Source organism: Desulfosporosinus orientis DSM 765, assembly GCF_000235605.1.
Classification (GTDB): domain Bacteria; phylum Bacillota; class Desulfitobacteriia; order Desulfitobacteriales; family Desulfitobacteriaceae; genus Desulfosporosinus; species Desulfosporosinus orientis.
In genome coordinates this window covers 288,124-309,448 of sequence record NC_016584.1, presented here as the reverse complement: position 1 = coordinate 309,448, position 21,325 = coordinate 288,124, and the positions used below count along the sequence as shown (strand labels likewise).

The window sequence follows — 21,325 nt, the reverse complement described above, 5'->3', positions numbered from 1 at the left end:
TTTTATGCTTCGACTCACCAATCCATCCCTGAGCTCTGGCGAATCGAACATCGTTTTTGGAACGGAAGCACTTGGCAAAGTACTCATATGGGAGAGGTCGTTCACCCAAAAGAACCTCTTTACAATGTTAACTTAGACAGTCAAGGCAACCTTCATCTCTGTTCCATTACCTTCCAAGGCCGTTATTCGCTGTTATTTACCAACCGCTTTAATGGAACTTTTCATTTATGGGGATCTCCAACCGAGTCTCTAAAAATTCCGGGCGAAATCACAAATATGGCTGCGCTAATGACAACTGACAATGTCCAGCATCTCTTTTGGATTGTTAAAACAATAGCAGGGCAATTCGAACTACGCTCTGCACAACAAGTTGATGCACACGAGCTGGTCAGTTCCTGGAATCCATCAATTGCCCCTATCAAAACCTTTAATTCTCCTTGTAAAGGTTTAGGTGCTCTGGAGTTAGGGGGAGTTTTATGGCTGCTTGTCCATTCCGGAGAAATCCTTCTAATGCAAAATGATGGGAAAGGATGGAGAATCATATCGTCAAATTCGCACCTCCGCCAACACTTACACTGGGTCCACAAAGGCAGAAATTATTATCATCAAACGTACTGGTTAGAAGATCCTATGCAGCGTCATACACCGGCATTTCATGGTGAATTGGGGCTAACGGTAAATGTTTCTACTCAGACTTCCAACTGTCAACCTAATACCATGGAGTATGCACCATCTCCTCCTCCCGTCCCGGCCTTCTATCCTGAACAATTTTCATCCCATGGCGATCCACTTCAAACTATCTCCCCAACGATAAACTTACGAGAACTAAATTCGCTAAGTCCTCAGAAAAATACTCCTTTGCCTGATGCAATTAAAGTACCTGAAATACCCCTTACTACCGAAACTAATTCTTTTTCTTTTGATACAATTGCTGAAGCTGATATGACTGCAGCATCTGAAATAAGTGCTGGCCCAGAAACAAATGCTGCGTCTGAAATAGTAGCTGACCCAGAAGTAATTGCCGCCTCTGAGACCACTGCTGAGTCAGAAACTGCTGTTGTTTTTGAAGAAACCAATCAACTCCAATCTTTAATTAAGACCGTTGCTCATCTTGAACACGAAAACTATCTTATCAATCAAGCGATGCAAAACATGTTGTCCAAATTTGATCAAGTGATGGAGATAATCTCAGAAAATGCTCTTCAACTCAAACAAGATCAAGAACCAGAGCCAACTCCATTTGATGAGCTTGAACCTGTCAAAGAGGCTATGTCCAATCTGGAAAAAGAAACCCAAAGCCTATCCCAGGTTCTTAGGGTCATGATGTCCAAACAAGAAGAAAGTGACTCTTCCCTAGAAAAACTCGAATCACAAATTTGTCAGCTACAAACGGAAAAGAATGATCTTAAAACAAAAGGAGGATTCTGGAACAAATGGATCACTTAGATTTATCGACCAACATCGCAGATATTCTTTGCAAGTATCCCCAGACAGCTAAAATATTCCGCAAGTTTGGCATACAAACCTCAGGCTGAGGGGCCAAGAGTTTACTCACTATGAGTATTGAGCAGGCTGCTCAAAGATATCGAATTAACTCAGCAACCTTAATCAAGACCTTAGATATGGTAATCCAACAATCAAAACATCAATGGGGCAACTAATCAATGAAAATTCTCTTTTTAAATAATTCATCCTTACTATGTCACGGGCTGGCCTCGGGCTTTTCTCCCTCTGATGAAATCCGTTATATTCCTGTGCATGAATCAGGATGGGAAGACCGCTTGACAACGATGCTCAAAACCTGGAAACCCAAATTCGCTTTAGCTGAGGGGGTTTCAATCTCTACTGTGGCCCGTAAACTTTTCCCGATTTTGCGGCATCATTCACTGCCCCTTATTTATTGGGCTATTGACGACCCACCCGATTGGCGCTTGATGTCACGCCCATTAGGGCGAGAAGCCAGACTCGTTCTCACTCCGGCCCAGGAATGTTTATCCCTTTACCAGAGGAATAACATCAGATCTCTATACTTTCATTTTGCATGTAATCCAGCTTTTCATCGGCCTTCGGAGCCATCACCCAAGTATTCTTGCGACTTACTTCTGGCTGCTAATTACTATACTTCCTACCCTCAGCGGAAAATTGGGCTGGAGACACTCCTTAATCCTTTACGTTCCGGAGGATTTGATTTAAAGGTTTTCGGAAATGAGCATTGGCTGGTAAATACAGATCATTACACACTTGAACAGGGAATTTATCATGGATACTTGCCATATGATCAATTACCCTGTGCTTATTCTTCCGCCAAAATTGTTTTAGGGTTAAACTCAGTGGTGGATTCCCCCACTATGATGAGCGTGCGCACTTTCGAGGCTTTAGGCTGTCGAGCCTTTTTTCTCACCCATTGGACACCCGCCCTTGAAAACCTTTTCAAAAACCATGTCCACCTAGTCTGGAGTCGTCATCCTGATGAAACCTTGGAGCTTGTTCGATTTTACCGTAGCCGAGACGACTTGCGGGCTAAAATTGCTCATCAAGGGCAAGAAGAAGTATACCGTAATCATACTTATCAGCACCGGATTCAATCTATTCGTAAGGATTTAGAAAAGCTTTAATTCTATTAGAAAGAATCTTTGTTGGGAGGATTCTCATGAAAGTACTTTTCCAAGCCCGCCCGGACTTTTTGCAAAACCCTGCCGGAGACAGTGTGCAAATTGTTTCCACTTGGCAATCCCTAAAAGCTCTTGACATGGAAATACATTTATCGGCAGATCCAAATATCGATCTTTCTCCCTATGACCTTGTTCATATTTTTAATATTACTCGCATTAAAGAGAGTTATATGTACTTTCTCAATGCCCAAAAGCAAGGAAAAAAAACCGTGATATCTCCAATCTACTGGCCGCCCAATTCGTACCTTCAACGAGAAGGTGCAAGTCCTAATGCTCTTGCAGTTTGGAAGCACCTGCAGCCCATGCGGGCACGCCTCTTAAGTCAATGTGACCTCCTGCTCCCAAATAGTCAGATAGAAATGGAAGTTCTTCAACAGGACTTCTTTAAGCTGGCTCCCTATCAGGTAACCCCTAACGGTTTTCCAGATTCCTTCGTCAATGCAACCCCTCAACTCTTCCAAGAGCAATTCCCGGATCTGCCTAAAGAGTTTGTGCTCTGTGCAGCGAGAATATCTCCCCGTAAGAATCAGTACTGGCTGGCCAAGCTCTGTCATGAGCTTGGTCTCCAACTTGTCCTGCTTGGACCAGTCAATGACCAGACATACTATAAGCGTGTCTTAGAGTTTTCCAACGTTGCCCATATTGGTACTCTCCAGGGAGAACTTCTTGCCTCAGCTTACTCGGTGGCCAAGGCCCATGCTTTGCCTAGCTGGTTTGAAACTCCGGGACTTTCCAGCTTAGAGGCAAGTGCTTGTGGGACGGTCGTAATCTCAACCGATCAAGGAAGTCCCCGTGAGTACTTCCAAGACATGGCCCTGTATGTACATCCTATGGATGACCAAAGTTTGCGTTCTGCTTTAGAACAATCTTACAATGCCTCACCCATACCACTGATGGAACATATACGGAATCATTACCCTTGGTCACGAGTTGCAGAAATAACCTTAGAAGCTTATAGGAAGGTTCTTGACTAAGGGCTTATTTTTCTTTATGTACAAATAAAGAAGACCATAAACTCATGGTCTTCTTTATTTTGATCTCATAATTCTCCCTGAAAGAACACATTCAGAGTAACTGCACTTGCTGCATTCACCGCACTATAATAGATTCTCGCGTACTTCAAAAATATTGAAGAAACTAATGTTGTTAAAGAATTTTGGTCAATTGTAACAGGTCCCGCTTCATCCAGCCAGTTTTCTCCATCAGGGCTGATCTGCATGGTTACTAAGGCCTGAGCATTTGCATCCAGAGAAGCATTAACCACCCCAAAGGTCCAAGTTGCAACTCCTAAAACATTATAGGCTTCATCCCCACTGCCTGCAGTATCCGTAATATTCGCCAGAGTTGCCGATACATCAGTTGTGCCACTAATAATAGACAATCCTGCGGATGTGATGAGTAAACCATCAGTGGGTGGAGTAATTGCTAAACCTCCTGTTGGCGGGGTGATGGAAAGACCATCCGCCGATGCTGTTACCGTCAAACCGTTTGTCGGGGCCGTAATTGCCAAGCCTGTCGAAGTGATAGCTAACCCATCTGCCGGCGGGGTTATCGCTAAACCTCCTGTTGGCGGGGTGATGGAAAGACCATCCGCCGATGCTGTTACCGTCAAACCGTTTGTCGGGGCCGTAATTGCCAAGCCTGTCGAAGTGATAGCTAACCCATCCGCCGGCGGGGTTATCGCTAAACCTGTGGATGTGATCGTGAGATTACCTGACGAATCTGTGTTTAAGGCCTGATTATTACCCCCGAATATTTTGACCTTTGCCTGATCCGGATTGTCTTGAAAAATTTTAAAGTTTGCCATGCCTCTTTCTTATCCTTCCTTTCCCAAAATGAAATCCAAATTTATCCAAGATTACATAATACATGTTATTCTCTTTCTCGACGTAAAGTTTCACTTTTGCTATGCATATATTAATTAAACAAAAGAGAAAGAGATGAGAGGCAAACAAACTATGGCGGAAAAAATCAGCTTGTGCATGATTGTCAAAAATGAAGAGCTTAGCTTAGCTCGTTGTTTAAGAAGTGTGTCTGGAATTATCGATGAAATCATTATTGTTGATACCGGATCCACGGATTCTACATGCGATATTGCTCGCCAATACGGTGCAGTTTTACATCATTTTCCCTGGAATGGCAACTTCAGTGAGGCTCGGAACGCTTCCTTAGAACTTGCTCAGGGAGATTGGATTTTATTTCTAGATGCAGATGAAGAGCTATCCCCAAATAGTCGGGATATTTTATTACGCTTAATTGAAAATGAAACTGTGGAAGGGTACTTTGTTAAGATCATCAATTATCTCGGAAAAGAGGGATGGGTTGAAACGGTTCCTGACCTTGTCTTCAGGCTCTTTAGAAATAAAAAAGAGTATCGGTTCCGGGGCGCAATTCATGAACAAATCGCCGATGTTATTTTGGAAAACAATATAAGCGCTCGTTATCAAGTCGCAGAGAATCTTGTCATCATTCATCATGGCTATTTAGATCAAGTTATTCAAGAAAAAGATAAAAAGTATCGTAACTTGATGTTGATTGAAAAAGAATTAGAGTTAAATCCCACCAATCACTTGCTGCAATATCATTATGGCGTCGAACTCTATCGAGCAGAAAGATATGCAGAAGCAGAAGCTGTCTTGATCAAGTCTGCTTCTGACATTGACCCAAATACCATTTATTTTCCCAAGCTCATCCGCTACATCGTCCTTTCCCAGCACTCCTCTGGCCATCTTCAAGAGGCTCTTAATTCTGCAGCAGTGGGTCTTAAGCTATTTCCTAACTATGCCGATCTTTATTTCTATTCTGGTCTGATCTTATTTGACTTAAAGAAGTACACTCAAGCCCGTGATGCTTTTTTGCAAGCGGCCTCTATGCCTGAGCAGCCGCCCCAGTACGCCTCCTTTGGTGGGGTAAGAGGTTTTAGGGCCTATTATTACCTGGGACAAATTGCAGAATCCTATCTAGATGAAGAAGAAGCCCTCAAATTCTACCTCTACAGCCTCCGTGACAACCCCCATTTTACTCATGCTTTAGAACAATTGGTTAGGATTCTAAAACCAACAAAAGAACCCCTTTACACTAAAGAATGCTTAGAAAAAGTCTGTGATTTCTGTACGCCTGCAGCCAACCGTCTCATGGGGGACATCTATTTTAGACATGGAGCTTATGGTCTGGCACTCCAGTATTTTGATCAAGTAGAGGAAGGATTTCCGGTTTCATCTGATATTAAACTCAGAAAAGCAATCTGTATGATTCAGGAACGCCGATTCTTTGAAGCCTTAAGGATCCTCGAAGATTTCTCTCCGGAGAGTCCTGAATATCCTTTAGCCACTGTCAATAGACTATTATGCTTCTGGATTCAAGACAGACCTCAAAAGGTCCGAAGTCTCTGGAAAGAACTTCACGCCCTTGGTTTAGCTCAGGATACAGAAAATGTTATTTCCCTTTTTCTGGCATTTTCAGAGAAAACCTCTCCTTCTCCCCAGTTTGTGTTGGGGGCAGAAGGAATGCAGCTTTTGCTTGACATCGTCCAGCGTTTAGTGGCAATGAAGGAAATCAAACGCGCACTGTTTTTTTTACACGCACTCAACTTAAATTCGCTGACAGACTATTATTTGAATATTGCTCAGATTTTTATGAATTATAACGAAGAAATCCAAGCTATACCCTTTTTACAAACAGCTATTGAAATGGCTCCCTCAGCTGCTGCTCACTTTCAACTAGCCGAAATATGCTCTCAGCTTAATCGGCATTTTGAAGCAGAACAACATTACAGACATGCTCTGCAATTCGATCCGGACAGTCCCCGTCATTATATTCGCCTAATTAATCTCTATACTGAGTGGCGACAAGTGATACTCAATGAAGCATTAGCAAAATTTCCTCAAAATGATTTATTTAAAATCCTCGCTAAGGAGGTCTCATCCAGCAATGAACCAGCGGATTAGCCTCACTATGATTGTCAAAAATGAATCTCCTCATCTAGCTAAATGCTTGGAGAGTATTAAGAATGCCGTTGATGAAATAGTGATAGTTGATACCGGCTCTGATGATGACACCGTATGCATTGCAAAAAAATACACCTCAAAAGTTTACTTTTATCCTTGGAACAACGATTTTAGCGCCGCCCGCAACTTTGCCATTGAATATGCCTCGGGGGATTGGATCCTTTCCATAGATGCCGACGAAGAAGTTAAATACCAAAAAACGGACTGTCTTCACACTTTATTGGGGCTGGAAAACGATAAGGAGGCTTTCTTGCTTCCTCTTCTCAACCCCATCTCGGATTCTGGGGAAGAATATAATACTTTTTATGTACTTCGCTTGTTCAGAAATAATGGAAGATACAGATATGTCGGTAAGATTCATGAACAGGTCTTCATACCCAATCAGGAAATGATAGGCCTAGCCACAGAACCCATTCTGAAACATCAATTTCTGCCCCGCAAGCAACGTCACCAGAAAAGGGATCGAAACCTACGTTTGTTAAAAAAAGCTTTTCAAAAGGACCCTAAAAACCTTTTTTTACACTATTACCTTGGCGTAGAGTGGTTAATGCTGGGCAAAGCAAGCTACGCCCTGCCGTTACTACAGAGTGCCTACTGCGGTCTCGGTGATAATTATTTGCTGTTTCGCTCTCCTGCTCTAAAGTATCTTACTCTGGCTTATAAAGAGCTGGGACAGCATAATGATGCTCTTACTCTTTGTATCCAGACAAGTCTTGAATACCCCAATTATACTGACATCTTTTATTTGGGCGGCCTCCTCTTCGAAGAAAAGAAAGAATACCCCATTGCCATAAAGTGGTTTAATCAGGCTATTTCCTGCGGTCCTCCCCCTGCTTTGTTCAGCCATTTCACTGGTACGGAAAGTTTCTTGGCTTTCTATCATTTAGGTTTTTGCTATGAAAAACTGGGAAAATCCCTTAAAGCCAGACAGGCTTTTGAAACGGCCCTTAAGCTTAACCCTAAGTACCCCTTTCCCCTGTATTCTCTCTTTTTAAACTTGCTTAGTGAAAAGACCCCGCCAATGATTTATAAGCATCTTGATGATTTAAAATTTTTGGCAACTCCTCTCCTTTGCTTCACTACGGCCGAACTTTTCTTTCTCTCAAATCAAGCTGAACTGGCCTTCTTATGTTTGGATGACTATAAAGATCGTCTTTTGAATGAGGAATCGTTTCTTTTTTACTACAGTAAATACAGTATCTTTTCAGGAAGAATGGATGCTGGACTCAAGAGCATAGGTGAGATAGGCATCCAAAATCCCTATTACGAAAAGGCCCAAGTGCTATCAGTTGTGGCGATCATTCTGCTTGGAGATTTTCAAAAAGCTCGCTTATTAGGAATTAAGCTTTGGCAGAATCCCTCTTCCCGAGGAGATGCTTATCTCCTATTATGGCTGATCCGATTTATACAAAAACTCACACCTCCTCCACCTGTATCTAAAATCCGAGAACAAGAAATTTACGATAAAGTGCTAAAGCTGTACACTGATTGCCGGCATTATCAATCTCCGATATTCACTCCCCAACCAATCGTGGATATCTATCGCCTTGGCCTGGAAGAGCTCATGAAATCCTCAGAAAAAGGATTTCTGCAGCTTCTTAGAGATTACGACCAAAGGCTTAACGAACTCAAAAACCACTTAACTGCTCGATTCGGAACTGGGTGGCTGCCTCATGGATACTAAAGAGACTGTATGCCTATGCATGATTGTTAAGGATGAAGAAGAGTGTATACTGTCAGCTATCAACAGTGCCTTAGATCTAATCGACGAACTTATTGTCATTGATACAGGAAGTTCGGATTGTACTCCTCAATTAGCTCTTGAAGCAGGTGCCAAGCTATTTCCTTTTCGGTGGGCAGAAGACTTCTCACTAGCCCGAAACTTTGCCCTAAAACAAGCTTCTTCCGATTGGATTCTTATCCTGGATGCCGATGAGGTTCTCGACACAATCAACTCTAAAACCTTCTGCTCCTTATTGAGCAACCGTGAAGTTGAAGGCTATTTTATCCGAATCAAAAGTATCCTCGACTCAACAATGCGTGTGTCTAACGATGAGGTTGTCCGGCTCTTTCGAAATAAGCAAGATTATCGATTTGAAGGAGCCATTCATGAACAAATAGCTCCTTCAATTCTTAGAACCAATCAAGGCAGAGGACTAGCGTCTTCACCTATCACAATTTCTCATTATGGTTACCTAAAAGAACACCTTGACTCTAAAGATAAATTTCTGAGAAACACCGCTATTCTTAAACAGGAACTCCGGCAAAACCCTGACAATCCCTTTTGGCACTATTGCCTCGGCTTGGAGTACTATCAGCAAAGTTTTGTTTATGAAGGCCTCAATCATCTAAATAATGCCTTAAAACGTATGACTGGGCAAGAAGGGTACTTCGAAGATGTACTTCTTAATACTGCTCTTGGTTATCTTCATCTGGGAGAAAACAGAACCATAATCAGCTTTATAACAAAGGCTTTGAGCATGTATCCAAATCAAGGGGATTTTTATTACCTCCTGGGACTGGCTCATCTTCAAGAATCTCATTACTCTCAGGGGGTTATGAACCTAGAAAAGTCCCTAAGTGTAGGATCAATGACTCTTGCCACTCATGGCCAAATAAATTGCCTTCTTGGTGATACTCATCAGTCCTCTGGGGATTTCCCAAGAGCCCATGATTTTTATCAGCGGGCTTTAGCTTCCGCTCCTGCTTCTATCTATCCTTTACGTCAGTTTGTTAGCTTAATTCAAAAGGGCTACCCTATTGAAACCTTTTTGAAACAAATATTAATGCTTGAAAGCTGGCCATCCGAAGCATTATGGCGTGAGCTGCTCACAAAGCATCGAAACTCAGATTTAAAATTCTGCCTCCTTTTCCTTCTCTTAACTCTCTACCGAACTATCAATGCCACTACTCTCTGTCGCAAAGAGCTATTGAACATCCTTCTCCAGCTTCCTGATTCTTCCAAAAAAACTTTGCATCAATTCCATTCAGACAGCGAGGTAAAGCTTGGCGGTATATACTTGATGCTTGCGCTTAAAGAAATTCAATTTAGAATGATACTTTTAGTAAATGACTTAGATAATGATTATTTCAAAGGTATAGAAAGCCTATCCAGCCTTACCCAAATAGGAATTCATGTACTTTCATATCTATCAGATACATCATTGGATTCGATAATTCCATAAACCGGAAGGAGTTTGTATTAATGAACTATCGTGTTCTCTTGGCGAGTCCTGTGAAACAGCAAGAACGAATTCTTACGGAATTTCTAGAGTCAATCCTTAACTTAGAAAAAAACCAAGTTGCTCTTGATTTTATATTTATTGATGATCATAACGATCACACCTTGCTTTCTCACTTCGCTCTTGAGCAGCCTAATGTACGAATTCTCCCCGGTGATGTCAAGGGAACCTACAAATGTGACGAATCAACTCACCATTGGAGGGATGAACTGATTTGGAAGGTAGCTGATTATAAAAATAGATTCATCAATATTGCCCTCGAAGAAGGCTATGATTACCTTTTTCTCGTTGATTCCGATCTCTATCTGGCACCTAAAACCCTGATCCATTTGCTTTCCCTAGAAAAGGATATAGTCTCCGAAGTTTTTTGGACCAAATGGAAACCTGATTTGATTCCCCTCCCACAAGTATGGGTGAAGGATCAATACACTCTCTATGAATCAGAAAATGGTGACTCTCTCACTGAGAATCAAATAACTAATAGAACCCAAGAATTTCTTAAAATGCTTTCCCGTCCCGGCACCTACAAGGTAGGAGGTTTAGGAGCTTGCACTTTGATCAGCCGAAAAGCCCTTATGCGAGGTGTGTCTTTCAGCAAATTATACAACTTAGGGTTTTCTGGAGAAGACCGTCACTTCTGCATACGAGCAGCTGCCCTAGGGTTGGAACTCTATGCCGATACCCACTATCCTCCATTTCATATTTATCGAACATCTCAACTGGATAAACTACAGGTGTATAAAAACAAGTCCGCCAAAGTTCTTAGTAATTCACCTCAATCTCTCTCCGAATCAATTCTTAATCCAGGAAGCATTACTTTAGGGATGCTTGTCCGCAATGAAGCCCACCGCCACTTAGAACGAGTATTAAAACAAGCTACTGAATACATTGACCAGGCTGTAATATTAGATGATGCCAGTACCGACAATACCATAGAAATGTGCCGGGAAATCCTGCAGGGAATTCCCTTAACACTTCGTTCTAATAGAAAGCCTACGTTCCATGATGAGATCCTCCTTCGAAAGCAGTTATGGGAAATGGCTGTTAGTACTCAATCAGAATGGATTATTATTTTTGATGCTGATGAAATGTTCGAAGAAAACGGCCCAAAGCAATTGCGTGATTTATTAATCCGATCTCCAGACATTGATTTCATAAGCTTCCGTCTCTATGATCTCTGGACAGAGAATCATTACCGTGAAGATCCTTATTGGCAGGCCCACAAATGGTATCGTCCTTTTGTGGTTCGCAATATTCCGGGTTTTCAAGGAAAATGGCGGGAAACCCCCCAGCATTGTGGGAGGTTTCCCCATAATATCACAGAGCTGCGCGGGGGGACCAGCCTCCTGCGCATCAAACACCTCGGTTGGATCCGTGCCCAAGACCGCATAGCCAAGTACTACCGTTATAAACAGCTTGATCCTAACGGAAAGTATGGCAACTTAGAACAGTATCATTCAATTCTAGATCCCAGTCCCAATTTAATCCGTTGGGAATAATTTAGAAAACTTGGCTGGCGCCCGAAGACACTGTCTTTGCACGTATTAGCCTTCTTGCAGTATGCAACCAATAGTTATACTTTCTGAGAAGTACAAGGATTTCCGCTTCTAACGCTCTGCAGACTTCTTACCCTTACCAAAAGAATGGAAAAAATCATGGGCAAAATTGGCTCCCTTTCCTACGACCAGTCCTGTTATTACTTTACCAACAGTTGGGTTAAGAATATTGACATTTAAAAGATCTAGAGCATTAACCTCTGTCTGAAATGCAAAGACTAGACCACAAGCCAGACTTAATAGTTCTAAAGTTAAAGGCTTAAACTTATCGGGCAAAAAAGGTATAGCATATACCGTGTCTTTAAATATTTCGACGACTTTCTCCACTAAAACCGATAAGAAAAAGACCAATGCCAGTCCATCCATCTCTATCTCCATCTCTCCTTCCATCCATCACCTTCCTATATTGCAATATATTCCTAGATAATTGGTGCCGTTCATCTTGCAATAGAGAATGATGGAGAAGCCCCTATGTCTGTGCTTGAAACCAGATAGTCAGTGGGTTATTGGATTGAGAATAATAGATAAGACGAACAAAACGAAGAAAGCGGTTCGGAGTAATAACCGCAAGAGCTCCCGGCAAAACGTCACATTCTGAATCATCCGATGTCCAGACTGCTCCGTCCGGGCTTATTTGTAACTGAACTCTGACAACTTCCATTCCCATATTAAAAATTGCATAGGAAAAAACACTTAGCTGTGAAACATCGTTTAGTTTTGTTGCTCGTGAGTCATGTGAGGAGGTCACTGTTTCAACACTTTGCCGAAAAGTTCTTCCAGACATCTTAACTTGAAGTAAACCATCAAGAGTTGATTCTATGGAGTTTCCATTACTGCTATAAATTTTTATTCCGTCACGGGCAGGCGTCAAATCCCGCAATTCAGCTTTTACAGGGGTTTTTACATCAACGGGTATAGGCAAAGGGCTTTCTACCCTGACTGAAACAGGTGTTTGAATCTTTCCTATAGAATCAACGTGCCGAACATATAACTGTCCTTTCTCGTCAAGCCTCAACTCTTGCTTAGGATAGAGTCTTCTGCCTTCAATCTCATAAATCGTTACGATACCCTCACCAAGAATTCCAACCTCAACCCTAAGTCCCGTTACACCAATAGGTGTAGATATAATTCGGCTTATTTCTTCAGGTTGAGAACCTGGCCGAACTAGCGATAAATATTGACTCACCACACCAAGATAAACTTTAATATAGCAAGTTACACCTGCCGGCTCTGCTTCTAAAATCGCTCGGAATTCCCATCGCTGATTCTCTCCGGCTGGTATGACAACATTATTTTCTAGGATGATACCTGCTCTTGGACCTGATGGATGGATAATCTTAATGCTCTTCGGACCACCGGTTACACCTGACCATATCCACTCAGTAGAAGGATCTCCGCCAATTTTGGCCCAACCATCTGGAAAATTCTGATTATTTTCTTGCCACAATCGGAAATGACTATTATAAACTTGATTCGTATCAGTCATTTCCTTCCCACCTTTTACCACCAAATTAAGTCTCAAATTGAATCGAAACTATTAATACTTTATGTAACAACTATTAATTTTGAGCTTGAACCCAAATTCTTAACCCCGTTAACTCTTCTGCTTGGTAGGTTAGTCTGGTGTAACGCAGATAATGTTTTGGTGTAACAATTACTAACTTTCCAAGGCGAATCTCTTTAGGCTCCCCTTCTTCAGTCCAGTGAATCCCATCAGGACTAAGCTCGGCTTGCACATAGGCCAGATGTTCCCCGTAATTCCACACTGCAAAAGAGCAACGGGGCAAAGCCGAAATATCTCTAGTAATCGTACTAGCCATGGTTTTTCCCGCTGTAACATCTTCAAGACTTTCATAAAAACCTCGTCCGTTTATTTCCACTTGAACTCGACCGCTCGCGGACGTCGCAATAGGCACTTGGTGACTGCCGTAGATTTGTACTTTATCTCGATTTGGGCTAAGATTTCTTACATCTGCATTAACATTTCCTTGAAAACCTAAAGGAAGTTTCAGCGGAATCGGTGCTGCAAGCTGAATAGGTTTAATGATCTCTCCGATTGATTGTATAGAATTGATATGGCAAACCTTAGGCTTAGGTTTTTTAACTCGCCTTTTCGTAAGCTGCGGAGAAAGCTTATAGGCTATAATTTGATAAATATTGAGAACTCCCGGTCCCAAAATCCCAGTTTCTAAGCGGAGGGATTGAATATCCGGACCAACTCCGAGAACTTGCTTTATTTGTTCTTTAGCCACGCCCGAATCAAAACAATACTCCCACGGTTGGCATACAGCTCCTTTTAAAGACTTAGGGAAAATGCGGAGATATGCCTTTCTATCAGGGCTATCTGCTTTTAGGATAATTACTATCATCCATTCTTTACTCTTACTGACATCAAGAGATGCTTCAACACTCTGAATGATTCCTGAACGGATGGCGGTTACATTACTGATCTCCAAGCAGGGAGGGACCCCCGGCAGTTCGCTCTTAAATATCCAACTAGACTCTTGATTGCCGGCAATTTGCAGCCAACCCTCGGGGAAAGCAGCTTGGGCTCCGCTTTTTACCAAAAAATTGCCGTTAGATACTTTATTAAAACTCGCCATAAATTTTCTCATGGTTAACCCCCCCCTGAATGGACTATTAAAATGTTTTCACCATTATAATTATCGGTTAAACGCTATAAATATCACTTTACACTGGGATTTCAACCCTAAGCTTAAATCTAACAGAGAAGAATCGAGGGATCAGCCTTTCCGCTAATCCCTCGATTCTTCTCTGTTAAATGGTTTGCCTAATTGACTCTGGGTCTGGGCCAGAACCTGTTTCAGGACTGCTAAATCCGAACTATTCAAATAGGGATCTGTGCCCTCCTGAATCTTGCGAATGGTTGCTTGAACATCAATAACGCGAAAACAAAGGCGCCCATTTTCGTAGTATCTGTGGGAATAAGTGGGAGTGTAAGATACTCTCTTCAAGACAGTTTTTTCCTTTAAACGATCTTTTTCAAAGGTTAAATTTAAAATCACTCCGCTATTTCGTTCAACCCCGCGCTGGTCACCAATAAAATTACCCAAAGAATAAATTATAAACTTATCTTGATTGTTTATCTTCTTAACTTCCATCGGCTGAATTACATGAGGATGGCTGCCAAGAATAACATCTGCCCCGGCCTCAAGCAAGGTTTCGGCCAATTGTCGCTGCTCTTCAGTCGGTTGAGTTGTATATTCAATACCCCAATGCAAAACGAGCACGAGAACATCTACTTTGGGCTTTAATTTATGAATATCCTTGATTATAGTGTCTTCGTTAATAAAATTAAAAAAGTAGGGATGCTCTTTGGGTACTGGGATTCCATTTGTCCCGTAACAATAGGCTAAATATCCCACTCGCACCCCATTCAGTTCTTTAATTAAATAATTGTCCCTTTCCTCCTGACTTTCATACGTTCCCACAATATCCAGCCCGGCATTTCTTAAGACATTCATGGTGCGAATGGCTCCGGGGTAACCTCTATCTAATATATGATTATTAGCCGTAACAATAAGATCATACCCTGCATCTTTAAGTGTTGATGCAACTTCATCCGGACTATTAAACTTAGGGTATCCTGTATACCCGGATTGGGCCCCTGCCATCGCCGCTTCAAAGTTTGCTGAGGTATAATCGCCATAGTCTATTAAGGATTTAACGTCACGAAAAAACGATCCGAAATCGTAAGATCCATCTGCTTGTTGCCCAGACCAGATTTGAGTATTGTGCATGAGAATATCTCCAGTGGCCACTAGTGTTATTCTTTTAGTTTCAGGAACAATTGGCTTCTCTGCATTCAATGGCTCTTCAACCTGATCAAGAGTTTGGTTAGCCGATTGATTGGGTATAGGTGCTATCGTTGATTGAACACCACATCCCAATAATACTAAGCATAATAAACTTAATAATATTAGTCTGAAATGGTTCAGAATTAATCACTCCTTTGTAATAGTTTTCGATAAAAATGGAGTGTCTCCTTCTTAATTTATGTAATGAACCACACATAGGTTTATTTTCGATTCAAACTTCCACCTAAGTATCCATTAAATCCTCATTTCAGCCTCCTAAAATCTGGGCATTGATTGATCCTTCATTTCATGCTAAATTTGTATTGTACAAGTTATACAAAGAAATTAAAGACATTAGCGCAAAAACTTAAACCTCCCGACGGGGAGGTTTCTTTCTTTATAACAATAATCAAGATACATTTTTAAAAGCTAATGGGCAATAATTTTACATTTCCCCAGAGTGCCAAACGATCATTCTTAATAACTAAGACTCCTGTAACTCCTTGGATTTGAGAAGCAAACTCAATAGCATGTTCTAAATCATTAGGAGTCTGAACAAGATTCCCGGTAGCCGTTGCTACTGCATCCGCTAAAGGTACGGAGGGAGAAAGCACAACGACAGCATCCGCTTTTCCAAAACTCAAGGAATGACCTACTTTACCCGAAGAAGTACAGATTCCCAGCGGAGTTTGGTTCGGCCTGACTTCAATAGCAATACGACTCGATAACGGAGAACTCCCAGCAAAAATTCCAACTTTACGAATGCGACTCGAACGCATGAAGATATCTCCGCCGTTTTCCACAATTACATCACGGGAACGCTTAGCAATAGATTTGCCGACCCACTCTGCCACTGCTCCTGCCACTGCCGCCATTGGCCCTACCCCGGCTAATCGCCCGGCTTCCGACATCCTGCGAACGATTTCTGGAGCTTCAGGCAAAACAGGATAGGGCTTCAAGGCACTTACAAAATCAGGATTTTTTGTGACATAATCTTCAAGTGGTTTACGGCAAACTCGAATGGTTTCTGCTACCCACTCAACCAGTTCCGGGGAAAACCGTTCTTTTCGAACTCCAATATCTAAGTCTGTCTCTTCTACCGCAACCTGGAAATGGACTAAATCTTCCTGGCGGTGATGTTGTCTATAACTACGTTCCGTATAATCCAATTAAAGCCGAACCTCCATGGCCCACATGGGGCACACTTTCACGCAAAGTTGGCAAAAAACACATTGATCTCCATCAAAGCGGACTTCCATAGACGGACGTTCCATATATAATGCACCAGTGGGACAAACTCCCGTGCAAGCGCCGCACATAACACATTTATCCTCATTCCGGACAATTTCCTGATTAAGGGCCTGAACGGAAACCCCCAGATCTCGTAAATAGTTGAGCCCATTTTCACTTTGATCTCCCGTAACCTCTAAGATCATTGTACCTTCTTTTTGAGGATTGACGTCCGCTTTAACTATATTAACCACTAAATCATAATCCTTAACCAAACGATAAACAATAGGCTTAACAGATATGTCTGTCCCAAAACGCAACACGATTTTCTTCGGCGACATAATCAATCCTCCTTTATACTATGAGCTATAAAACCATCTGCTGGTGAGGGCAAAGCCTTGACCGGCTCTGTTAACTGGAATTCTCCTTTTTGAATCCAGCCTTTTAATTCAGCGGCAATTTCACGTGCCCTTGGCATACTTGATAAAGGAGCAGTGGGTACTTCTTTGCCATTGACTGTGATCTTCCCGCTTTTGAGATCTTTATAACTAACGTATCCTAAGTTACCCGGTGTAAACGAAGGGTAAGCTTCCCCATAATCCACAATAGGAGCAAACAGTTCTTCATCCTTCTTAGCCGCATAGAAAGCAATCTCTTCATTTAAAATTGGAATAGGGATACCAATCCCAACACTCAGTGTCGCTCCATAACCAAGATAACTGGTACCGACCAGCCATCTCGGACTCATTTGTTTTAAGTTCCCTATAACTGCTAAGGTACCTCCTGCACTGCCCAACTCTTTACCATCGACATCAATCATTGAAGGAAAATGCTGCGTACCATTCCAAGCAACATAACCGATTCCACCACCAAGGAAAATTTTAGTACCTACTCCAATAGTTTTAAAATATGGATCTTTTAATAAGGGACTCAATTCTCCAGCCGTAGAATAATTGGCATTGCCTAAATGAGGTTTAATCATTCCCATATACGTATAAATCGTACGATCTGTTAAATTCACCGCGCAGTTATAATTCTGATAGGCATTACGTGGATTAAAAAGTGTGGCTTCATTGATGTCATCCAGTGTTATGGAAGTTTCAAGATTCCGACGTGGGTAACAGTCCGTCCCATAGGCCAGTGCCTTTAGTTTCACTGGTTTACGGGCTACAAGGTCAGAAATAACATGTCCGCCCCCGTATCTAAATTCTCCTGGATAATTAGTGTTCAACGGATCATCTTCATGCATTTCCGTAGCACCAATATAAGCATCCACTGCAGCTATACCTGTATAAGCAGGCACACCGTTTAACCAAACTTTTTGCATTTTCATGCGAGGTGTTGTATGCCCAAAACTTAAAAAAGCCCCGGATGAACACATAGGTGCGAAGGTACCTGTAGTTACCACATCTACTTCTTGTGCTGCTTTAGAGAGGCCTTTTTCCCCGACTAGAGCGATAAGCTCCTCGGCAGTCACTACAACAGCTTTGCCAGCTTTGATTTTCGCATTAATCTCTGCGTAAGTTTTTTCTACACTCATGACAATCCCCACCTTCAGAATTCTTCGCTAAATGAATTTATCAAAAGAAAAGGCCTCTTCTTTGGTAGAAGAGGCCTAAATCTCAATAATTCGACACTCCTCTTATCTACCAGGAAAATCTTCTCCTGCAAGAATTAGCACCATGCTCTGACTTCGTCATTAGATTTACGCGTCAAGCTGGTTGCCGGGCTTCATAGGGCTAGTCCCTCCACCACTCCGGATAAGAGCCTATTCATTAAATTCATTATGCTGAGTCTAACACCAAGCTTATGTCCTGTCAATTGTTATTTTATTGATTTATTAATTAATTCCTAAGATATTCATTATAAAATATTTCCATTCAAAGTCCTAATATAATCGACATTTTCCTACATATAATAATTGTAAGTTAATTTTCATTTTCTTCATGTAGTTAGTCCTCTTCTCTTGATCTCCTTAAAATTTCAAGGAGATCTCTTTTTTGTTATTGAAAGCAGAACCGAACGAAACAAGCTGATCCAGGGGTGGCAAATCCCCAGCCATTACATATTATAATAGAGAATATTCCAGGGGGTGGCTCACAGTGATTTGTCCAAACCAACCAGCTCCAGATTTTGAAACTGAAGCCTGCCATAGAGGAGAGAAAGTAACCATCAAGCTAAGTGATTATAAGAACCAATGGGTACTCTTATTTTTCTATGCCAGCGACTTCACATTTGTCTGACCGACTGAATTGGCAGCCGTGGCTGCCCAGCAGGAGACGTTTCAAAACCTTGGCGTTCAAATTTTAGCCATCAGTACGGACAGCATCTATTCACACAAAATTTTCGCAGAGACTTCTCCCTCTGCACGAAAAATCCAGTATCCATTATTATCTGATCGCTCTCATATAATAACTCATCAATATGGAGTCCTCCGTGAAGAACTAGGAATTGCCTTTCGTGCAACCTTTATTATTGGTCCAGATCACAAGGTGAAATATGCCAGCCTTTATCCTCCGGAAGTTGGGCGCGACATTTCTGAAATAGTTAGGGTTATTCAAGGACTTATTTATGAAGAAGCAACCGGCTTAGGGGTGCCTGCTTATTGGAAGCCCGGAATAGCAGGCATATTAAAAGATTTTAAATTCACTGGGAAATTCTGATCCTAACATATTTATTCGCTCATAGGGAAATCTATACCTACAACCTTTGAGGAGGCAATACAATGGATAAAGAACAAAAAAACAAACGAAGATTTCCTCATCGCGAAGAAATTCCGTGTGATCACCAACCGGATCAAGATGGGCGAACAGATTATGGTAAAGATCAGGAAACAACTCATAAGGGTTGAATTTCTTCAAATTAAAAGCTAAAACTACCTAATATTAAGGAGGAAACCATGTCAAATAAAACAACTGATAAAGCAAAAACGGGTAAGCCGGATCGAGGCAAAAACTCACCCTTTAAGAAAAAGACTCCGCAAAGCCAGGCCTAAGCCTGGCTTTTACAATGATAGTATTTATATTTTATACCCCAGAACATTTTGATATAATGCTATAGAAAGACTATAAAATAAATTATTTAAAGGTGGTACCCATGAAAAAAATTGAGGCAATAATTAGACCGGAAAAACTAAATGAAGTAAAGCTTGCTTTATCTGATCTAGGAGTGGATGGAATGACTGTCTCCAATGCCTCCGGTTTTGGAAAACAAAAGGGGTATACGCAAATTTATCGTGGCCAAGAAATCGTCAGCAAGCTTTTACCTAAAATCAAACTTGAAGTCGTGATTCCCTCTGGAAAGATCGATGAAGTTATTGACGCTATTATTAAAACTTCAAAAACTGGGGAATTCGGAGACGGCAAAATTTTTATCTTTGATGTAGTGGATACAATTCGCATTCGCACAGGTGAACATGGCGATGCTGCACTTTAAATATAGACATTTTCGCTGAGTTCAAAGTCCGGATAAGCTTTTTCCCTATGTTGTGTCAAATCTAATCCATTAACTTGCTCTTCATCGCTTGCCCTTAGAGGAGTAATTTGCTCAATAACTTTTAGAATAAGAAAAGTCATAATACCAACAAATAAATAAGTTGCTGCTACAGCAAGCAGTTGAATCAAAACAGGTTCAAATCCCCCTCCATTGATCCAGCCGTTTTTCCCTTGAGGATTAAGACTCAAGTCAGCAAAAATCCCTGTTGCAATAGTACCCCAAGTTCCTCCTATTCCATGTATACCAAAAACATCTAACGCATCGTCATATCCTAATTTGGCTTTGAGGACACTGACGGCTAAATAACAAACTCCTCCAGCAACAAAACCAATTAATAAGGCACTAATAGTTGAGACATATCCTGCTGCCGGCGTAATAGCCACCAAAGCAGAAATAATTCCACTGACTGCCCCAAAAACCGTAATTTGCCGACGATGGAACCACTCAAGCAACGCCCATCCAATCATGCCTGTCGCTCCGGCTATTTGGGTTGTAGTGAGCGCGAGAACTGCCACCGTATTAGCGCCCATTGCTCCTCCCGAATTAAATCCAAACCAACCAAACCACAACAACCCGCCTCCAAAAAGAACGTTAGGCATATGATGAGGGATATTCCATTCATATCCTACTTGTAGGCGTTTTCCTACCACATAAGCTGCAACTAATCCTGACACCCCAGAAGCTACCTCAACCACAGTACCTCCTGCAAAATCCAAAACACCTAAATTACGCATCCATCCTCCAACTCCCCAAACCCAGTGGGCCAGCGGAATATAGACAAAAACGCTCCAAAATATCACGAATAATACAAAGGCTTTGAAACGAAGTCTTTCAGCAGTTGCTCCGCTGATTACGGCCGGAGTAATGATAGCAAACATCAGTTGAAACATAAAGAACAATAAATGTGGGATCGTCGGCGCATAGTCAGGATTAGGAGAAAGACTCACTCCTTTTAAACCCAGCCAATCAAAGCCCCCTATTAAATGTCCGTGATCAGGGCCGAAGGCTAAGGAGTATCCAAATAATACCCAAATTACGGTTACTACCGCGATGGCAACAAAGCTTTGCATCATTATGGAAAGCACATTACGTTTTCTAACCATTCCTCCATAGAATAAAGCCAAACCTGGTGTCATTAAAAATACAATAAGAGTACAAATTACCACAAAAGAAATATCCCCAGGATTTAAAGCAGACATTTATGATCCTCCCTAATCATTTAATAATTATTGACGAAAGCACTTCCCAGTGTCGTATCTATTTAGGTCAATTTTATTGAGTAAGTAAGTATAAATGGTACAGAAA

The 21,325-nt window shown here is 41.6% G+C and carries 19 protein-coding genes and 1 riboswitch; of the genes, 10 read left to right on the top strand and 9 right to left on the bottom strand.

Features of this window, described 5'->3' with window-relative positions:
- Window positions 1–87 precede the first annotated feature (87 nt).
- From DESOR_RS27200 to DESOR_RS01610, 3 genes are all read left to right on the top strand, one after another.
- Complete coding sequence (locus DESOR_RS27200; protein ID WP_242832433.1) at window positions 88–1,446, top strand: hypothetical protein; 1,359 nt, start codon at window positions 88–90, stop codon at window positions 1,444–1,446.
- Window positions 1,447–1,664: 218 nt separating this feature from the next.
- The gene (locus DESOR_RS01615) at window positions 1,665–2,615 is read left to right on the top strand and encodes a CgeB family protein (protein ID WP_014182868.1); all 951 of its coding nucleotides are present in this window, start codon (window positions 1,665–1,667) and stop codon (window positions 2,613–2,615) included.
- A gap of 35 nt (window positions 2,616–2,650) precedes the next feature.
- Window positions 2,651–3,646, top strand: a complete 996-nt coding sequence (locus tag DESOR_RS01610) for a glycosyltransferase family 4 protein (protein ID WP_014182867.1) — start codon at window positions 2,651–2,653, stop codon at window positions 3,644–3,646.
- 65 nt (window positions 3,647–3,711) lie between these two features.
- Here DESOR_RS01610 and DESOR_RS01605 read toward each other — a convergent pair whose 3' ends face one another.
- Window positions 3,712–4,479, bottom strand: a complete 768-nt coding sequence (locus tag DESOR_RS01605) for a DUF6385 domain-containing protein (protein WP_014182866.1) — start codon at window positions 4,477–4,479, stop codon at window positions 3,712–3,714.
- Window positions 4,480–4,630: 151 nt separating this feature from the next.
- On the opposite strand from DESOR_RS01605, the gene DESOR_RS01600 reads away from it, so the two are divergent.
- Genes DESOR_RS01600 through DESOR_RS01585 form a run of 4 tightly spaced genes read left to right on the top strand, consistent with a single transcriptional unit; the run spans window position 4,631 to window position 11,420 of the window.
- Complete coding sequence (locus DESOR_RS01600) at window positions 4,631–6,619, top strand: TPR domain-containing glycosyltransferase (protein WP_014182865.1); 1,989 nt, start codon at window positions 4,631–4,633, stop codon at window positions 6,617–6,619.
- Window positions 6,603–8,363 carry a glycosyltransferase gene (locus DESOR_RS01595; protein WP_014182864.1) on the top strand — a complete coding sequence of 587 codons (1,761 nt, stop codon included), beginning with the start codon at window positions 6,603–6,605 and terminating at the stop codon, window positions 8,361–8,363. Before DESOR_RS01600 ends, DESOR_RS01595 begins: the two co-directional genes overlap by 17 nt.
- On the top strand, window positions 8,353–9,864 hold the full coding sequence (locus DESOR_RS01590; protein WP_014182863.1) for a glycosyltransferase family 2 protein: 1,512 nt from the start codon (window positions 8,353–8,355) through the stop codon (window positions 9,862–9,864). Before DESOR_RS01595 ends, DESOR_RS01590 begins: the two co-directional genes overlap by 11 nt.
- A 20-nt stretch (window positions 9,865–9,884) precedes the next feature.
- Window positions 9,885–11,420, top strand: coding sequence for a glycosyltransferase (locus tag DESOR_RS01585; protein ID WP_014182862.1), 1,536 nt, complete (start codon window positions 9,885–9,887; stop codon window positions 11,418–11,420).
- A 108-nt stretch (window positions 11,421–11,528) separates the two neighbouring features.
- Here DESOR_RS01585 and DESOR_RS01580 read toward each other — a convergent pair whose 3' ends face one another.
- From DESOR_RS01580 to DESOR_RS01550, 7 genes are all read right to left on the bottom strand, one after another.
- Entirely contained in the window at window positions 11,529–11,843 is a 315-nt protein-coding gene (locus DESOR_RS01580) for a hypothetical protein (RefSeq protein ID WP_042331798.1), read from the bottom strand.
- 103 nt (window positions 11,844–11,946) lie between these two features.
- Window positions 11,947–12,963 carry a DUF6385 domain-containing protein gene (locus DESOR_RS01575; protein WP_014182860.1) on the bottom strand — a complete coding sequence of 339 codons (1,017 nt, stop codon included), beginning with the start codon at window positions 12,961–12,963 and terminating at the stop codon, window positions 11,947–11,949.
- A 73-nt stretch (window positions 12,964–13,036) separates the two neighbouring features.
- Window positions 13,037–14,092: a DUF6385 domain-containing protein gene (locus DESOR_RS01570; RefSeq protein ID WP_014182859.1), complete on the bottom strand. Its 1,056-nt coding sequence runs from the start codon at window positions 14,090–14,092 to the stop codon at window positions 13,037–13,039.
- A 141-nt stretch (window positions 14,093–14,233) separates the two neighbouring features.
- Window positions 14,234–15,307 carry a CapA family protein gene (locus DESOR_RS01565; RefSeq protein ID WP_242832432.1) on the bottom strand — a complete coding sequence of 358 codons (1,074 nt, stop codon included), beginning with the start codon at window positions 15,305–15,307 and terminating at the stop codon, window positions 14,234–14,236.
- Window positions 15,308–15,717: 410 nt separating this feature from the next.
- A complete protein-coding gene (locus DESOR_RS01560; RefSeq protein WP_014182857.1) occupies window positions 15,718–16,464 on the bottom strand; it encodes a UPF0280 family protein in 747 nt (248 codons plus the stop codon).
- Entirely contained in the window at window positions 16,465–16,866 is a 402-nt protein-coding gene (locus DESOR_RS01555) for an NIL domain-containing protein (protein WP_014182856.1), read from the bottom strand.
- A 2-nt stretch (window positions 16,867–16,868) separates the two neighbouring features.
- Complete coding sequence (locus tag DESOR_RS01550) at window positions 16,869–18,065, bottom strand: homocysteine biosynthesis protein (RefSeq protein ID WP_014182855.1); 1,197 nt, start codon at window positions 18,063–18,065, stop codon at window positions 16,869–16,871.
- Between the two features lie 99 nt (window positions 18,066–18,164).
- Window positions 18,165–18,292, bottom strand: a riboswitch (SAM riboswitch).
- A gap of 335 nt (window positions 18,293–18,627) precedes the next feature.
- Here DESOR_RS01550 and DESOR_RS01540 point away from each other — a divergent pair.
- From DESOR_RS01540 to DESOR_RS01535, 3 genes are all read left to right on the top strand, one after another.
- Entirely contained in the window at window positions 18,628–19,188 is a 561-nt protein-coding gene (locus tag DESOR_RS01540) for a peroxiredoxin (RefSeq protein ID WP_014182854.1), read from the top strand.
- Window positions 19,189–19,250: 62 nt separating this feature from the next.
- On the top strand, window positions 19,251–19,376 hold the full coding sequence (locus DESOR_RS30495; RefSeq protein WP_014182853.1) for a hypothetical protein: 126 nt from the start codon (window positions 19,251–19,253) through the stop codon (window positions 19,374–19,376).
- Between the two features lie 245 nt (window positions 19,377–19,621).
- Complete coding sequence (locus DESOR_RS01535) at window positions 19,622–19,960, top strand: P-II family nitrogen regulator (RefSeq protein ID WP_014182851.1); 339 nt, start codon at window positions 19,622–19,624, stop codon at window positions 19,958–19,960.
- Here DESOR_RS01535 and DESOR_RS01530 read toward each other — a convergent pair.
- A complete protein-coding gene (locus DESOR_RS01530; protein ID WP_014182850.1) occupies window positions 19,957–21,219 on the bottom strand; it encodes an ammonium transporter in 1,263 nt (420 codons plus the stop codon). The genes DESOR_RS01535 and DESOR_RS01530 overlap by 4 nt on opposite strands.
- Between the last annotated feature and the right edge of the window lie 106 nt (window positions 21,220–21,325).

Coding starts and splice junctions, on each gene's coding strand:
- DESOR_RS01590 (WP_014182863.1), top strand. CDS start 8,353: ATGGATACTAAAGAGACTGTATGCCTATGCATGATTGTTAAGGATGAA.
- DESOR_RS27200 (WP_242832433.1), top strand. CDS start 88: ATGGGAGAGGTCGTTCACCCAAAAGAACCTCTTTACAATGTTAACTTA.
- DESOR_RS01575 (WP_014182860.1), bottom strand. CDS start 12,963: ATGACTGATACGAATCAAGTTTATAATAGTCATTTCCGATTGTGGCAA.
- DESOR_RS01550 (WP_014182855.1), bottom strand. CDS start 18,065: ATGAGTGTAGAAAAAACTTACGCAGAGATTAATGCGAAAATCAAAGCT.
- DESOR_RS30495 (WP_014182853.1), top strand. CDS start 19,251: ATGGATAAAGAACAAAAAAACAAACGAAGATTTCCTCATCGCGAAGAA.
- DESOR_RS01555 (WP_014182856.1), bottom strand. CDS start 16,866: ATGTCGCCGAAGAAAATCGTGTTGCGTTTTGGGACAGACATATCTGTT.
- DESOR_RS01530 (WP_014182850.1), bottom strand. CDS start 21,219: ATGTCTGCTTTAAATCCTGGGGATATTTCTTTTGTGGTAATTTGTACT.
- DESOR_RS01605 (WP_014182866.1), bottom strand. CDS start 4,479: ATGGCAAACTTTAAAATTTTTCAAGACAATCCGGATCAGGCAAAGGTC.
- DESOR_RS01580 (WP_042331798.1), bottom strand. CDS start 11,843: ATGGATGGACTGGCATTGGTCTTTTTCTTATCGGTTTTAGTGGAGAAA.
- DESOR_RS01535 (WP_014182851.1), top strand. CDS start 19,622: ATGAAAAAAATTGAGGCAATAATTAGACCGGAAAAACTAAATGAAGTA.
- DESOR_RS01600 (WP_014182865.1), top strand. CDS start 4,631: ATGGCGGAAAAAATCAGCTTGTGCATGATTGTCAAAAATGAAGAGCTT.
- DESOR_RS01610 (WP_014182867.1), top strand. CDS start 2,651: ATGAAAGTACTTTTCCAAGCCCGCCCGGACTTTTTGCAAAACCCTGCC.
- DESOR_RS01570 (WP_014182859.1), bottom strand. CDS start 14,092: ATGAGAAAATTTATGGCGAGTTTTAATAAAGTATCTAACGGCAATTTT.
- DESOR_RS01585 (WP_014182862.1), top strand. CDS start 9,885: ATGAACTATCGTGTTCTCTTGGCGAGTCCTGTGAAACAGCAAGAACGA.
- DESOR_RS01595 (WP_014182864.1), top strand. CDS start 6,603: ATGAACCAGCGGATTAGCCTCACTATGATTGTCAAAAATGAATCTCCT.
- DESOR_RS01615 (WP_014182868.1), top strand. CDS start 1,665: ATGAAAATTCTCTTTTTAAATAATTCATCCTTACTATGTCACGGGCTG.